Raw genomic sequence first — 14,524 nt, 5'->3', positions numbered from 1 at the left:
TGGACAGTGTTCCATGTGTTCCAGGCGTTCTCTACGCGCGACGAGTTGAGTGAGAGGCACGCATGGCGGACCTGATCCTTGCGACCGATGATACCGGCGGACCGGAGATCTTCGCCTCGCTGCAGGGCGAAGGGCCGAGCGCGGGCACGCCGGTTGCCTTCATCCGCACCTCGCGCTGCAACCTCGCCTGCACGTGGTGCGACACCGCCTACACATGGCGGTTCGAAGGCGACAATCGGCCGCACCGCGATGGGGCGACGTTCGAGCGAAAGGCGAACCAGGTGTCGCTTTCCCCAAAGGAGGCCGCTCAGCGGATCGCCGCGACGGGCCAGAACCGGGTGGTCATCACCGGCGGCGAACCGCTGATGCAGTGCGGTCCGCTTGCGGACATGCTGGCCGAGCTTCCCGATATCGAGGTCGAGATCGAAACCAACGGGACGACCAAGGCAAGCAGTCATGTCGACGTCCGGGTCGATCAGTACAATGTCAGCCCCAAGCTCGCGCACAGCGGCAATCCGGGCGAGCTGGCGCTGATCCCCGAGCGGTTAGATCACTATGCAAGCGACCCCCGCGCCTTCTTCAAGTTCGTGATCGCAAAGCCTGAGGATGTGGACGAGGTGCTGTCGCTGCGGCGGACCTACCGTTTCAAGCCGGGACACGTCTTCCTGATGCCCGAAGGCACGGATAGCGAAACGCTGCGCGAGCGCGCGATGTGGCTAAGCGAGCTGTGCCTGGAGCACGGTTTTCGGATGAGCGACCGGGTGCATATTCACCTCTATGGCGACACACGCGGAACGTGAGGTGCGATAGCGCTCTACCCTTGCGATCTCCAGCGCATGACGATCCGCTCCACCATCTCCTCCTCGCCGCCGCCGCCGTTCCATAGCTCGACGAAGCTCGGGTCTTCGGACGCCGGGCGCTTGTGCTCCTCCAGCGTGTCGAAGCTGACGCGGATCGGAATCGCGACACCCTCGCCGCAGATGATGCATTCGCGGTTGCGCAGGGCGGGAATGGAATCGAGAAACCCGCGCGAGCCTTCCGGCATGGCGGCACGCACGAACGCCTGGTCGCGGTCGTTGTTGAGACGCATCGAGATGATCGTGCCGCATTGCGAGAGCACGCCTTCGGCAAGGTCGGAAGGGCGCTGTGTGATCAGGCCAAGGCTGATCCCGTACTTACGGCCCTCCTTGGCGATCCGGCTGAGCACGCGGCCCACCGAGGACGCATCGGCGTTCTTCTCGTTGGGGACATAGCGGTGCGCTTCCTCGCACACGAGCAGGATCGGGTGGCTCTTCTCATCGCGGCCCCAGATCGCGAAGTCGAAGACCAGCCGGCTGAGAACCGCGACCACGGTCGAGGTGATGTCCGAGGGCACGCCCGAGACGTCGATGATCGAGATGGGCTTGCCATCGCCCGGCATGCGGAAGACCTTGGAGATGAAGTTGGTCATGGTGTCGCCGACCAGCATTCCGGAGAACATGAACTGGTAGCGTGGATCGGTCTTGAGCTCTTCGAGCTTGGACTTGATGCGCATGTAAGGCGCACTCGAGGTTGCCTTGTCGAGCTTGCCCATCTCATCCTGCAGGATCGTCGAGAGATCGGAAAGCAGGTAGGGGATGGGCGCGTCCACGGTGATCTTGCCCATCTGATCGGCCAGACGGTTCTTCGTGCGCGCGGCAAGCAGACACTTGGACAGGATATCCATGTCGATCTGCCGCTCGTTTCCGCTGCTGGAAAGCAGAACTTCGCAGTGCTCCTCAAAGTTCATCAGCCAGTAGGGCATCTGCAGATTGGAAACGTCGAGGATCAGGCCCGATTGGCGAAAGGCCGCGGCGTATTCGCCGTGCGGGTCGATCATAACGATATGGCCCTTGGGCGCAGCCTCGCAGATGCGGTGCAGGATCAGCGCAGCGCTCGTCGATTTGCCGGTGCCGGTCGATCCCAGAAGCGCGAAGTGCTTGCCCAGCATGGCGTCGATGTAGAGCCCTGCGCGGATGTCCTTGGTCGGAAAGACCTTGCCGATCGGAATGTTGGGGCGACCGTCGCTGGCGTAGATCTGCCGCAGGTCTTCGGTGGTGGCGGGATAGACCATCGCGCCGGGCATCGGATAGCGCGTGACACCGCGCTTGAAGCCGTTGATGCGACCAGTCAGCTTCTCCTCGCCGCCCTCGCCCAGAAAGTCGATGCCCGCGATCACGCCGCCTTCCGAGCGGCGGTCCTTGCGCTGGTTGCGCACGCTGGCCAAAAGCCAGCCGTCGCCCACCTTGATCTTGATCTGGCTGCCAACCTGCCCGGCGAGCGCGATCGAGGGATCGGCGTCTTCGGAACACTCGGTCATGCGCTGAAGGTCGAAGGCAACCTGCGAACTGGAGCCGGATATCTCCAGGACCACGCCGATCGGCATGGCCGCGTTGGCCGCTGTCGTATCCGCCGCACTGACCGCGGGATCGTCCGCCGGCGCAGCGCCCTTGTCGGCTTCGTTGAGACCGGTAAAGCGTTCGAAGTTCTGCTGGCTCATATCGCTCATCGTGCCTTGCGTCCCTGTGCGCCCGGGCGGACCGGTCTGGCCCGCTCGTCAGTGCGTTCATTGATTGCAAGAGTGGCCTAGCGTGGCCTGAGTTAAGATCGTGTCAACGATAGCGCCTCACCAAACCGTCCGCCCGCACGCGTCAACGGCTGAACACCCGCCCGGCGATCACCCCCATGCTGAGCGAGAGGAGGATTGCGAAAAGGCCGTAGAGCACCGAGTTGCGTCCCGCTTCACGCACGACGCGGCCCTCCAGCCCGACCTTGACCACTTCGATCTTGGCGGTCGCGCTCGCCAGCACGCGGCCACCAGCAATCGCGAAGGTTTCGGCGGTGTAGGGGCCGGTGGTCACGTTGGAGGGAAGATCGATGCGCGCCTGATAAAGCACCCCCTCGCTGATCCGCACACCGTCGGGATCCTCGATGTAGAGCCCCTCGCGCTGGCGCATCTCGACAAGGCCGCTGGCAAAACGCGCCTGCTCGATCGGTTCGATCTCGCCCACAGGACTCAGCTGGATGAAGCGGGTGCCCAGTTCGAAAATGGCCGCGGTGCGTTCATCCACGAGCTCGCCGATCGGCTTTGATGAGGCGACCGCGAAAAACGACGGCGCGGAGCGAAAATCGCTCGAGCCCGCGTTCATCCAGATCCCCGCAATGCGTTCCTTCTCGCGGATACGGATCGCCTGGGCCGGCCCTTTCAGCACCACGACGATATCGTATTCTGGACGCTCTGTGCCCGGTGCAATGACCGCGCCGTAGAGGAGCAGGTTTGCCCCGGTGAAACCCTGCCGCACCTCGATGCGCGATTGGCTCACCTCTGGGACAAGGATGGGCTCTCTTTGCGCGCTGAGACCGATCGCAGCCAAGACGAGAAACGCTGCGCGCGCGCCGAATTGCAGACGCTCCGGCACGGTGACAGCCGAGCTTGCGGCCGGTTTCACAGGGGAGCCACCGTGTAGACTTCATCGGGTTGAACGCCCAGGCCGTAGAGCATCCGCAACGCGATCGCGAGGACGATGGCGGCGAGCACCAGACGCAAGACTTCGGGCCGCGCTTTCATCGCGATCTGTGTGCCGAACTGCGCGCCCAGCACCGATCCGAGCAGCAGCAGGCCAGCGAGAATGATATCCACCGCCTGGGTCGTCACCGCGTGGGTCATCGTCGTCACCATGGTCACGAACAGAATCTGGAACAGCGATGTGCCGACAACAACATTCCCGCTCATCCCCAGGATGTAGAGCATGGCCGGAACAAGCATGAAGCCACCGCCAACACCCATCAGCATGGTCAGAATGCCCACCAGCGCACCCAGAATGAGCGGGGCGAGGGGCGAGATGTAGAGGCCGGACGCGTAGAACCGCCAGCGATAGGGCAGCGCGGCAACGAGCGGGTGATGCCGGCGACGCCGCGTCTCGCGCGCGCCGCCCGCCGCGCTCACCTTGGGCAAAAGGCCGGTCAGCGCTTCCTGCATCATCAGCGCGCCAATCGCACCCAGCATCACGACGTAGAGAATGTTGATGACGACATCGATCTGCCCAAGCGCCTGCAACAGGCGGAACAGCACCGCACCGACCAGCGCGCCGACAACGCCGCCCGCAACCATGATGGCGCCCATGCGGTAATCGACACCCTTGTTGCGCGAATGGGCGATGACACCGGACACGCTCGCCCCGGTGACCTGGGTGGCCGCCGACGCCGCCGCCACGGTGGGGGGGATCCCGTAGAAGATGAGCAGCGGGGTGGTCAGGAACCCTCCACCCACGCCGAACAGGCCGGACAAAATGCCGGTCAGCCCGCCCAAGAGGACGATGTAAAGGCCATTCACGGATAGGTTGGCAATCGGGAGGTAGACGTCCATGGCTGGCTCTGGCGATTACCGTAAGCGCAGGCCGCTTGGAAGGCGGGTTCTGCGCGCAAGTCCCGGTTCTTGCACCGTAGCGGCGCCAACACCTGGAGGCGATTTGCGATCGGCCCGATCAGAACTGGGTCGAAAGCGTCGCGGCCACACCCGATTCCGGCGCGGCATCCCCGCCCACTCGCTCGCGGTAATCAAGCGAAAGGCGAGCCGGCACAGCGCCAAGAGCGAGATCCACCCGCACCGTCGGCCCGATATCCAGTCGGCTTGCGCCTCGCTGCGCCCCGCCCCAGGCTCCGCCTCCGAAGCTGATTCGCGTGTCATCGGCGCGCCGAAAATCAAGACTGGTCAGGCGCCGCGTAACCGTGGCCTGACCATCGAAGAAAGTGGTGTTGGCGTCGCCAGCGACATAGCCTGCGCCTGCGTACACCTCACCGGTCAGATCAAGCGGCAGGTCGAGCGGCGGTATCTCGGTGACGGCGAAGGCCGCCGGGCGCACATCGCGACCGAAGTGGTTGTCCGTCGCGCGCACTTCGGCAGCAACGCGCACCGGAACTTTGGACAAGGGACGCACGGAGCCCCCTGCGGCGATCTCGGTTTCGGCGCGGTCTATCAGCGCGCGATAGGCGCGCAGGTACAGCCGCGGGTCGCGCGCGCTGTCGGGCGCAAGGCGAAACTGCAGATGAGCGCCGAGCTGACTGGTGCCGTAAACCGGCACGCGCCCCTGGGAGACCGGGGCGGAGCCCGAACCCTGGCGGCCGAACGCCCAGACGCCAAGCAGCCAGCGGTTCGGCTGATCCGATGCGGGACTGCGCCCGGTGAAGGGAGGAGAGCCGGGGAATACCGGAACGCTCGCCTGACCGGCCAGCGGCGCTTCAAACGCCGCTCGCTTGGAATACCAGGAAGCTCCGCGCGGGTCGCTCGTCACCGCTGAATACCAAAGATTGTGATGCGCACCGGCGAAGTCGAGAGGCCCCTCGCCAAAGGCGGGGCTGGGTCCGCTGTCTGCCAGCAAACCGACGCGGCTTTGGCCCGCCAAGCCCTGTCGATCCGGCGATCGCCCCGCACGACGCAAGCTCGTGTCCGGGGCCAGCGCCACATCAAATCCTTGCGGAGCCGGGCCGACAAGTGGCGCGCTCGTCTCGGCGAGAAGGTGCTTTGCCTCGGTAATGATATCGAGGCCAGGGAGCGGATTTTCCCACAGCACCGAGCGCCCCGTCACCCACGCACTGAGGACGAGGCCCAGCATCGCCAAGGGACCGCCATAGCGCCGCGGGCGCGGAGCGTTTGCCTTGTAGGCCAGCAGCATGGCGCGTTCGGACGGGCTCATGTCAGGCTCTCCTGCGGCTTGGCATGGCTGCGATTGTCAGGATCGACGGCGCTGGCCGGGTGCGTGAAATGCGGCGTCTTGTCCCATTCCACGGCGCGCCCGAGAAGAGTACGCCCATAAGCCGCGACCGCGCGGCGGCCCGCCAGTATCGCGATGACATTGGTGAACGGAATGCGCAGCACTGCGCGCATCCCCTCGGCCCAGCCATGTGTCTGAGCGGTGAAGCCAAAGCGCCAGGCCACGCGCCATAGGAAAGCGGCAAAGTTTGCCGCCAGCAGCCATACAAGCAGCGGCGATACCGGCGCCTTGGACGCGCTCCCCATGGCGATAGCCACCCACAGCACGAGCGTGAGCGCCAGCAGCGTGTAGCCGACCAGCAGAACCAGCGCGGTCAGCGGCCCGCGGCGGTCGCGCGCGCGCATCCAGGTCTCCACCGCGCTGCCGGTCCAACCGACCCGGTCCCAGCCCTGCAAGGCAATACCGTGGATCCAACGGGTCTTCTGGCGCACCACATGCGAGAGTTTCGACGGGAAGAACGCGCGGGTGGCCACTATTCTTCCGTCCTCGCCGCGCACGCGCACAAAGCGCGAGGCGCCGCCCATTGCGTCGACCGCGAGACCCAGTTCGTAGTCTTCGGTCAAGGAATTGGCTTCGAACGGTGTGCCATCGAGGCGGCCGCGCGAGAGCTGATGCAGGGCGCGGCGCGAGATGGCGCAGCCCACGCCCGCTCCGGGAAGGGCGGCGCCGATTGCGCTGCGCACAACCATGCCCTTGCCGTGGGCTTCGGCAAACTCCTCACAATAATGGCTGCCCAGCCACCGGCTGTTCTTCTGCGGCATGGGCTCGACGGGAAGCTGAGCAAAGTCCGCGCCCCGGGCCACCGCGTTATCCAGCAGGCTGAGCCCGGCGGGATCGACCATGTCCTCGGCATCGTGGAAGACAACGCATTCGAACAGGCGACCGCTGCGCCGTTCGTCGTCGCGCAAGGCCTGGTGCAGACGGTTGAGGCAATCGGCTTTTGTGCTGGGTCCGAGCCGGTCGTGAATGACGATGCGCAGCCGGTTATCGCCCGCGCTGCCGAGCGTCGAAGCCGCACTCATGGCCGCAGCGATTGTGTCGGGATCGTTGCGGTAACACCCGATGTAAAGACGCAGATCGGCTTGTGGCCACACGGCCAGCATATGGCGAATGGTGTCGCCTATGACGTTGGCCTCGCGCCACGCCGGAACAAAGACGGCGACCGGTCCGTTAAGCTGTCGCTGGGCGATCGCTTGGCGATCGATGGTCGGGGTTTTGGCCCGACCGGTCAGCTTGAGCCAGATCCAGATACCGTCGACGATAATGTCATCGAGCGCGCCGATCAGGAAGAAAACCCCGGCGAACAGAAGCAGTTCATGCTGGACGAGCGCCAGCCACTGCCAGAAATCATAATACCCCAAGACCAAGCGACCCCCGTGCTTGTCGAAATTCCTTTCTAACCTCACCCGATTCGACTTGCAACCGGCTGAACAATTCTCAAAGGAGGCGCGCAGTATGACTGACACGTTTGCTAAGCCTCACTCTCCTTTGCGAAGCTTTTTTGCGCCGGTGCGCGCGCTGTTTGTCAGCGACGCCTCCGCCGGGATGTTGCTGATCCTCGTCGCGGCGGCGGCTATGCTGGCGGCCAATTCGCCGTTTTCAGCCGAGTACAAGGCACTCTTCTATGGACACCTGCCCTGGACGCCGGTGAAGAAGCTCGACGACCTGCACCTGTGGATCAACGATGCGTTGATGGTCGTCTTCTTCTTCGTCGTCGGGCTTGAAGTGAAACGTGAAATCGTGAGCGGCAGCCTGGCCGACCCCGCCGCGCGCCGCCTGCCGATGGTGGCGGCTGTGGCGGGCATGATCACTCCGGCAGCGGTCTTCCTGATCGTCTCGGGAGGCGGCGACTACACGCGGGGCTGGGCCATTCCAGCGGCGACCGACATCGCCTTTGCGATGGGAGTGCTGGGCCTGCTGGGCAACCGCGTTCCGGCCTCGCTGCGGCTGTTTCTGCTGACCGTGGCGATTGTCGATGACATTGGCGCGATCCTGGTGATCGCGATCTTCTACACCGAGATCGATTCGCTGACCTATTTCCTCATGTGGCTAGGCGCTTCGGCGGCGGTGCTGTTCGTCATGTTCGGCCTCAACCGCGCGCGTGTGGGCGTTTACTGGCCGTATATCCTGCTTACCGTGGCCTTGTGGTATTGCGTGCTCAACACCGGGATACACGCGACCATTGCCGGGGTGCTCGCAGCCTTCACGATCCCGCTGCAAAAGCCCAATGGAGACGCGATGCTCGACAGGCTGGAACATGGCCTTGCGCCGTGGAGTTCGTATCTCGTCGTTCCCGTCTTCGGCTTCGCCAATGCAGGCGTATCGTTCGAGGGGCTGGGTCTGGAGAACCTTTACGATCCGCTTCCGATCGCGGTTGCAGCCGGGCTGTTCCTTGGCAAGCAGGTGGGCATCCTGTCGGTCGTCTGGGTCGCCGACAAGAGCGGTTTTGCCCCGCGCCCCGACAACGCGAGCTGGGTGGAGATCTGGGGCGTGACGATCCTGTGCGGTATCGGCTTCACGATGAGCCTGTTCATCGGCGAACTCGCCTTCCCGGCCTACCCGATCCTGAAAGAGGAGGCGAAAATCGGCATTCTGCTGGGATCGGCTGTCTCGGCGGTGGTCGGCTATCTCGTCCTGCGGATGACGACGAATCATCCAGCCGAGGAATGCGACGATCGGGGCGTGATCAGCCCGGCGAGCTGAACCGGGCGCTCACCGGGCGCTCACCAGGAGCCGACATTCTCCATGCTGGCCCAGGGTTCGCGCGGCTCTAGCCGTCCGTCCTGCAGCAGCTCCACCGAAATGCCGTCGGGCGACTTTACGAACGCCATATGACCATCGCGCGGCGGGCGGTGGATCGTGTGGCCTGCGTCCGCGAGCCGCTGGCAGGTCTCGTAAATGTCGTCGACCCGGTAGGCGAGATGACCAAAGTTCCGACCGCCCTCATAGGTTTCGGGCTCCGAACCGTCTTCGGGCGGCCAATTATACGTGAGCTCCACTTCCGCCACGCCCTCTTCACCGGGCGCTGCGAGAAAGATGAGCGTGAAACGCCCCGCCTCCACGTCGAAGCGGCGCACTTCTTCAAGGCCGATCAGATTGAAGAACGCGATCGTTCCAGCGGGATCGGTGATGCGGATCATGGAGTGGAGAAATTTGGTCATGGAATCGCTCGCTTCGGGCTCAAAACAGGGGGTTTCGTTCATTAAACACATCCGAGAGCGCCAGGAAATGCGCCAGATTCGCGCCCAAAGATCGCCTGTCCGTTCAAACACAGTTCATCGCACATAATGCACGTTTCATCGTCACCAAGACAGGTGGACCAGCAGGAGGACCCGATGAGCGAGAACGCCGATGCCCAACCCATTCCAGCGCCAATTTCGGCTAACAAGGCCGAGATGAACGGTTCGACAACCGCACGCTGGTTCGGCACCGCCGCGATCGCCTCGATCGGGATGATCGCGGGAGGATACCTGCTGGGCGACGGTCTGCTGCGTGCCAAGGAGGCGGACCGCTCCGTGACCGTGCGCGGCCTTGCCGAGCGCGACGTCACCGCCGACCTTGCTACCTGGACGATTTCCTATTCGGCAAGCTCCGGGAACCTGCCAACCGCGCAGGCCAAGATGCGCCGCGACACCGAAACGATTCGCGCGTTCTTCGCCGAACTGGATTTTCCCGAAGACGCGCTCCAGCCCACCGGCGCCAATGTCTCAAGCTACACCAATCGCGGCGTCACCACCTACACGGTGCGCCAGCGGATCGCCCTGCGCACACGGGACATCGCCCTGGCGCAAAAGGCAGTCGCGAAGCAATTCGATCTGGTGAGCCGCGGTGTCCTGCTCGAAGAGGGGTCGGGCATGAGCTACACCTTCACCAAACTCAACGAGATCAAGCCCGATATGGTCGCTGAAGCCACCCGCGACGCGCGCGCGTCGGCGCAACAATTCGCCCAGGATTCCGGCGCCCGCGTCGGCGCGATCAAAAGCGCGACGCAAGGCTATTTCTCGATCGAGGCGCGCGATGGCTCGGGCGCGGGCTGGGGTCAGGCCGATAGCCCCTTCAAAAAGGTGCGCGTCGTGACCACGGTGAACTTCTCGCTCGACTGACCGCGCGCGGTCGATACGGCCCCTGGGACGGACCCAAAGACGGACCCAAAGACGGACCCAAAGACGGGCGCGCTCATCGCATCAAGACGCGGCGCGATTTGCTGTTACGCGCGCTTCGGCCTAATGGCGTGCGAAAGCGTGCGGTTACGGCCCCGCGATCCCTCGAACCCTATCAGAGCAATAACCAAAGCCCCCATGCTCGACGCGCTCCGCAACATCTTCCAGTCTTCTCCCAAAGACGCGGCCAGATTGCCCTCCGTTCCGCAGGGCACGCGCTATTATGTCATCGGCGACATTCATGGCCGCAGGGATTTGTACGAAACGCTGATCGAGGCGATCGAGACAGACGATGCCATGCAAGGCCCGTCGAACACGCAGGTCGTCCTGCTGGGCGATCTGGTCGACCGCGGTCCCGACAGCGCCGGAGTGATCGAGCGCACACGGCAATGGCAAGGCCAGCGCGCCGTGCGCGTGCTGGCGGGCAACCATGAGGAAATGTTCCTCACCGCGTTCGAAAAGCCCGATATCCTGCGCCACTTCCTCAAACACGGCGGGCGCGAGACCTTCCTGTCCTACGGCCTGTCGCGCGAACAGCTCATGACGCTGACGCTTGAAGAGCTGTTCGAGCTCATCCCTACGATCGTGCCGAAAGCCGATATCGAATACATTCAGGCTTTCGAGGAATGCATCGCGGCGGGCGATTATCTGTTCGTGCACGCCGGGATCGACCCTGCTCTGCCGATCGATCAGCAAAAGCGCAGCGACCTGTTGTGGATTCGCGACCGGTTTCTCACCCACGAAGGGCCGCTTGAGAAGGTGGTGGTGCACGGACACACGATCTTCGATCGGGTGATGGATTGCGGCAACCGCATAGGCATCGACACCGGCGCCTTTCGCTCGGGCGTGCTCACCTGTCTGGTGCTCGAAGGCGAGGGCCGCCGTATCATACAAGCCCTAGAGCGGGACACAGGTGAAATTGAGATTGTTCACCTCGATCACGGCGGATAACAGGCGGCCGAATTCGATTGGCAAATTCGATTGGGAAGCCGCCCGCAGGCTTAGCCGCGCATTCGCTTGGCCGGGCGGGTTTTCAAGCAGTTATGGGGATTTAGGCGTATGAAAATTGCGATGGTGGGTTCGGGCTATGTCGGCCTGGTGTCGGGCGCGTGCTTTGCGGATTTCGGCCACGATGTGGTCTGCATCGACAAGGACGAACGCAAGATCGCCGCGCTGCACGATGGCGTGATGCCGATCTACGAGCCGGGCCTGGACAATCTGGTGGCGACCAATGTGGAGGCCGGGCGACTTTCGTTCAGCACCGATCTGGCCGAAGCGATCAAGGGCGCGCAGGCGATTTTCATCGCGGTCGGCACGCCCAGCCGCCGCGGCGATGGCCACGCGGATCTTACCTTTGTCCATCAGGTCGCCAGGGAAGTGGGCGAGAATCTGGCGGGCGAGGCGGTGATCGTCACCAAATCCACCGTACCCGTCGGCACGGGCGATGAGGTCGAGCGGATTATTCGCGACACCGGCACGCCGCACCGCTTCGCGGTTGTCTCGAACCCGGAATTCCTGCGCGAAGGCGCGGCCATCGGGGATTTCAAGCGCCCGGACCGGATTGTGATCGGCGCGGAGGACGAGTTCGGTCAGGAAATCATGCGCGAGGTCTATCGCCCGCTGTTCCTCAACGAATCGCCCATCCTGTTCACCAGCCGTCGCACCAGCGAGCTGATCAAATACGCCGCCAACGCGTTCCTTGCGACCAAGATCACCTTCATCAACGAGATGGCGGATCTGTGCGAAAAGGTCGGGGCGAACGTGCAGGATGTCAGCCGGGGCATTGGCATGGACAACCGCATAGGGTCCAAGTTCCTGCACGCCGGGCCGGGCTATGGCGGATCGTGCTTTCCAAAGGACACTCTGGCGCTGCTCAAGACGGCCGAAGACTTCGACAGCCCGACCCGCATCGTCGAGGCGGTGGTGAAGGTGAACGACAGCCGCAAGCGCGCCATGGGCCGCAAAGTGCTCGATGCGCTGGGCGGCGCGGATGCGGCGCGCGGCAAGAAGGCGGCGCTGCTCGGCCTCACCTTCAAGCCCAACACCGACGACATGCGCGACAGCCCGTCCATCGCGATCGCCCAGACACTCAGCGATTCGGGCGTGAAAGTCGCCGCATTCGACCCCGAGGGCATGGAAGTCGCCAAGCCGTTAATGCCGGATGTCGCCATGCACGAAGACCCCTACAGCGCGATAAAGGGCGCGGATGTGGTCGTGATCGTGACCGAATGGAACGAATTTCGCGCGCTCGATCTTGGCCGCGTTCGCGAGCTGGCGAACGAGCCGGTTCTGGTCGATCTGCGCAATATCTACTCGGCCGACGATGTGCGCGCGCGGGGCTTCAAATATGTGAGCGTCGGGCGGCTCTAGGCGCGCTACGACTGGACAGGCTTTCCCGCCGCCCTACAAATGGGGCGCGTGGGATCGCCTGACACGGCTGGACGTGACAAAGCGGGCGTCGTTCTTTTGATGAGGAGGCGCCGATGATGGCTCTCATTGACCTTGGCGCGTCGATACTGATCCTTGTTTTCGCGCTGTTCGTGCTGTCGTTGATCCCGCTGTTCCTGATCGACCGGTTCCAGACGGCGGATGCGGTGCGGCGCAACTATCCGGTGATCGGCCGGATGCGCCATATCCTGTCCGAGCTGGGAGAATTCTTCCGCCAGTACTTTTTCGCGATGGATCGCGAGGAGATGCCGTTCAACCGCGCCCAGCGCGAATGGGTGGACGAGGCCAGCTCCGGCGCCTCGACCAATGTCGCCTTCGGTTCGACCCGTAATCTCGATCCGGTGGGAACGCCGATCTTCGTGAACTGCCCCTGGCCCGTGCTCGATCGCGACGCGGCCCCCTCGCGCCCGATGGTCATCGGTGCGGGAACCGCGCGCATCCCTTACGAGGCCCCGTCCTTCTTCAACATTTCGGGCATGAGCTATGGCGCGTTGTCGCGCCCGGCGATCACCGCTCTTTCCCACGGGGCCGCGCGCGCGGGATGCTGGCTGAACACCGGCGAAGGCGCGCTCTCCCCGTTCCACCTTGAGGGCGGCTGCGACATCGTCTTCCAGATCGGAACCGCCAAATACGGCGTGCGTGACGAGGAGGGAAACCTGTCCGAGAACAAACTGCGCGAAGTGGCCGCGCACGAACAGGTCCGCCTGTTCGAGATCAAGCTTTCGCAAGGCGCGAAGCCTGGCAAAGGGGGTATTCTGCCGGCCGAAAAAGTGAGCGCGGAAATCGCGGCCATACGCGGCATTCGCGCGGGCGAGGCCTCGATCTCGCCCAACCGGCACACCGACATCGGCAGCAACGCAGACCTTCTCGACATGATCGCGCGCATCCGCGAGGTGACCGGCAAGCCGGTGGGCTTCAAGACGGTGATCGGCGCCTATGGTTGGCTCGATGAGCTGTTTGCCGAGATCAACCGCCGGGGAGCCGAGAGCGCGCCCGATTTCATCACGGTCGACGGCGGCGATGGCGGCACGGGCGCGGCCCCGATGGCGCTGATCGACAATGTCGGACTGACGCTGCGCGAGGCGCTTCCCATGCTGGTCGACGCGCGCGACCGCGCTGGGCTGAAGGAACGCATCCGCATCGTCGCGAGCGGCAAGCTGGTGACGCCGAGCGAGGTCGCCTGGGCGCTGTGCGCGGGCGCGGATTTCACGATTTCGGCGCGCGGCTTCATGTTTGCGCTGGGCTGTATCCAGGCGATGCGATGCGACAAGAACACCTGCCCCACGGGCATCACCACGCACAACCGCCATCTCCAGCGCGGCCTCGATCCTGCGAGCAAGGCGGTGCGGGTCGCCAATTTCGTCGCCCAGATGAAGAAAGAGGTCGGCATCATCGCGCACAGCGTCGGCGTACCCGGCCCGCGCCGAATGAACCGCCATCACGTCCGGATCGTGTGCGCCGATGGCCGCTCACGCCCGTTCGATGAGCTGTACCCGCCGGTGAAGGAACCGAAGTTCGCGGCGGCCTAAGGCCGTTCGACGCTAACGGACCGCGAAGCTAGAACATTGAGGCCCCTTCCTGTCGGTCGATTGCATCCATTCGCAATCTGCGCCTATGAGGAAGCCGTCTAGGACGCCTTCAGCGTACTTGTCTGTGCCGCGATAGGAGATGACGGTCTTGAGCTCTCCATCTTCCGGGTCCCGCCACTCATAGGCGATGGCGTAGAAGCCTGCTTCTTTTGACCCAGCTGGTAAATCAGCGTTCAAAATCGTCGCATTGCCCATCTTGCGTCCGGCTTCATTCTCGTCAGTCGAACTTCCATTCGCGAAAACGCCACGATCGTACCCCCGATTGTACGCGTCGAGAGCAAGCAGTGATACAAAGACTTCGCGGTTCATCATTGTTTCACTCGTCGAAGGAAATCACCGTGCCTGAGCGTGGCTGGCAAGCTGTAGTCTTTAAGATCATGTCCCGGCCTCAAGCTCGGCTCTGGGTATTCGCCAAGCCACCCCAACCGCTCTTCAATTCCGGTCGTCACCGGTTCGTCAGTGAGTTCGACGGTGATGCGCTGTAGCTCCACTCCCTCGCCAAAACTCGCGGACAGATCGTCGGGATCGACCCGCTCGA

The 14,524-nt window shown here is 63.7% G+C and carries 13 protein-coding genes and 1 pseudogene; 6 read left to right on the top strand and 8 right to left on the bottom strand.

The window, feature by feature from the left end:
* Positions 1 to 62: 62 nt before the first annotated feature.
* The gene (locus QNI87_RS15695) at positions 63 to 800 is read left to right on the top strand and encodes a 7-carboxy-7-deazaguanine synthase QueE (protein WP_300598306.1); all 738 of its coding nucleotides are present in this window, start codon (positions 63 to 65) and stop codon (positions 798 to 800) included.
* 14 nt (positions 801 to 814) lie between these two features.
* Here QNI87_RS15695 and QNI87_RS15690 read toward each other — a convergent pair whose 3' ends face one another.
* From QNI87_RS15690 to QNI87_RS15670, 5 genes are all read right to left on the bottom strand, one after another.
* Entirely contained in the window at positions 815 to 2,527 is a 1,713-nt protein-coding gene (locus QNI87_RS15690; RefSeq protein WP_300598304.1) for a DUF87 domain-containing protein, read from the bottom strand.
* 142 nt (positions 2,528 to 2,669) lie between these two features.
* On the bottom strand, positions 2,670 to 3,392 hold the full coding sequence (locus tag QNI87_RS15685; RefSeq protein WP_300598309.1) for a TIGR02186 family protein: 723 nt from the start codon (positions 3,390 to 3,392) through the stop codon (positions 2,670 to 2,672).
* Positions 3,393 to 3,463: 71 nt separating this feature from the next.
* The gene (locus tag QNI87_RS15680; RefSeq protein WP_300598302.1) at positions 3,464 to 4,384 is read right to left on the bottom strand and encodes a sulfite exporter TauE/SafE family protein; all 921 of its coding nucleotides are present in this window, start codon (positions 4,382 to 4,384) and stop codon (positions 3,464 to 3,466) included.
* A gap of 118 nt (positions 4,385 to 4,502) precedes the next feature.
* Complete coding sequence (locus QNI87_RS15675; RefSeq protein WP_300598300.1) at positions 4,503 to 5,711, bottom strand: hypothetical protein; 1,209 nt, start codon at positions 5,709 to 5,711, stop codon at positions 4,503 to 4,505.
* On the bottom strand, positions 5,708 to 7,156 hold the full coding sequence (locus QNI87_RS15670) for a glycosyl transferase family protein (protein WP_300598298.1): 1,449 nt from the start codon (positions 7,154 to 7,156) through the stop codon (positions 5,708 to 5,710). The genes QNI87_RS15675 and QNI87_RS15670 overlap by 4 nt, the downstream gene beginning before the upstream one ends.
* A gap of 88 nt (positions 7,157 to 7,244) precedes the next feature.
* On the opposite strand from QNI87_RS15670, the gene nhaA reads away from it, so the two are divergent.
* On the top strand, positions 7,245 to 8,492 hold the full coding sequence (gene nhaA, locus QNI87_RS15665; RefSeq protein WP_300598296.1) for a Na+/H+ antiporter NhaA: 1,248 nt from the start codon (positions 7,245 to 7,247) through the stop codon (positions 8,490 to 8,492).
* 20 nt (positions 8,493 to 8,512) lie between these two features.
* On the opposite strand, the gene QNI87_RS15660 is transcribed toward nhaA, so the two are convergent.
* The gene (locus QNI87_RS15660; protein ID WP_300598294.1) at positions 8,513 to 8,950 is read right to left on the bottom strand and encodes a VOC family protein; all 438 of its coding nucleotides are present in this window, start codon (positions 8,948 to 8,950) and stop codon (positions 8,513 to 8,515) included.
* Positions 8,951 to 9,184: 234 nt separating this feature from the next.
* On the opposite strand from QNI87_RS15660, the gene QNI87_RS15655 reads away from it, so the two are divergent.
* From QNI87_RS15655 to QNI87_RS15640, 4 genes are all read left to right on the top strand, one after another.
* The gene (locus QNI87_RS15655) at positions 9,185 to 9,892 is read left to right on the top strand and encodes an SIMPL domain-containing protein (protein ID WP_300598308.1); all 708 of its coding nucleotides are present in this window, start codon (positions 9,185 to 9,187) and stop codon (positions 9,890 to 9,892) included.
* Between the two features lie 195 nt (positions 9,893 to 10,087).
* Entirely contained in the window at positions 10,088 to 10,900 is an 813-nt protein-coding gene (locus QNI87_RS15650) for a metallophosphoesterase family protein (RefSeq protein ID WP_300598292.1), read from the top strand.
* 108 nt (positions 10,901 to 11,008) lie between these two features.
* Positions 11,009 to 12,319 carry a UDP-glucose/GDP-mannose dehydrogenase family protein gene (locus tag QNI87_RS15645; RefSeq protein ID WP_300598290.1) on the top strand — a complete coding sequence of 437 codons (1,311 nt, stop codon included), beginning with the start codon at positions 11,009 to 11,011 and terminating at the stop codon, positions 12,317 to 12,319.
* A 113-nt stretch (positions 12,320 to 12,432) separates the two neighbouring features.
* The gene (locus tag QNI87_RS15640) at positions 12,433 to 13,926 is read left to right on the top strand and encodes an FMN-binding glutamate synthase family protein (RefSeq protein ID WP_300598288.1); all 1,494 of its coding nucleotides are present in this window, start codon (positions 12,433 to 12,435) and stop codon (positions 13,924 to 13,926) included.
* A gap of 12 nt (positions 13,927 to 13,938) precedes the next feature.
* Here QNI87_RS15640 and QNI87_RS15635 read toward each other — a convergent pair whose 3' ends face one another.
* A complete protein-coding gene (locus QNI87_RS15635) occupies positions 13,939 to 14,298 on the bottom strand; it encodes a hypothetical protein (protein WP_300598286.1) in 360 nt (119 codons plus the stop codon).
* A pseudogene (locus tag QNI87_RS15630) lies at positions 14,295 to 14,524 on the bottom strand (hypothetical protein); the annotation flags it as partial. The gene QNI87_RS15635 and the pseudogene QNI87_RS15630, both read right to left, overlap by 4 nt.

The organism is Erythrobacter sp., from assembly GCF_030066995.1.
Taxonomy (GTDB): domain Bacteria; phylum Pseudomonadota; class Alphaproteobacteria; order Sphingomonadales; family Sphingomonadaceae; genus Erythrobacter.
Note: the sequence above shows the minus strand (reverse complement) of the source record. Positions and strands in the feature narration are given on the sequence as shown.

What these genes read in the sequence shown, in the direction of transcription:
- nhaA (WP_300598296.1), top strand. Translation starts at nt 7,245, where the DNA reads ATGACTGACACGTTTGCTAAGCCTCACTCTCCTTTGCGAAGCTTTTTT.
- QNI87_RS15640 (WP_300598288.1), top strand. Translation starts at nt 12,433, where the DNA reads ATGATGGCTCTCATTGACCTTGGCGCGTCGATACTGATCCTTGTTTTC.
- QNI87_RS15695 (WP_300598306.1), top strand. Translation starts at nt 63, where the DNA reads ATGGCGGACCTGATCCTTGCGACCGATGATACCGGCGGACCGGAGATC.
- QNI87_RS15645 (WP_300598290.1), top strand. Translation starts at nt 11,009, where the DNA reads ATGAAAATTGCGATGGTGGGTTCGGGCTATGTCGGCCTGGTGTCGGGC.
- QNI87_RS15680 (WP_300598302.1), bottom strand. Translation starts at nt 4,384, where the DNA reads ATGGACGTCTACCTCCCGATTGCCAACCTATCCGTGAATGGCCTTTAC.
- QNI87_RS15690 (WP_300598304.1), bottom strand. Translation starts at nt 2,527, where the DNA reads ATGAGCGATATGAGCCAGCAGAACTTCGAACGCTTTACCGGTCTCAAC.
- QNI87_RS15675 (WP_300598300.1), bottom strand. Translation starts at nt 5,711, where the DNA reads ATGAGCCCGTCCGAACGCGCCATGCTGCTGGCCTACAAGGCAAACGCT.
- QNI87_RS15650 (WP_300598292.1), top strand. Translation starts at nt 10,088, where the DNA reads ATGCTCGACGCGCTCCGCAACATCTTCCAGTCTTCTCCCAAAGACGCG.
- QNI87_RS15635 (WP_300598286.1), bottom strand. Translation starts at nt 14,298, where the DNA reads ATGATGAACCGCGAAGTCTTTGTATCACTGCTTGCTCTCGACGCGTAC.
- QNI87_RS15660 (WP_300598294.1), bottom strand. Translation starts at nt 8,950, where the DNA reads ATGACCAAATTTCTCCACTCCATGATCCGCATCACCGATCCCGCTGGA.
- QNI87_RS15655 (WP_300598308.1), top strand. Translation starts at nt 9,185, where the DNA reads ATGAACGGTTCGACAACCGCACGCTGGTTCGGCACCGCCGCGATCGCC.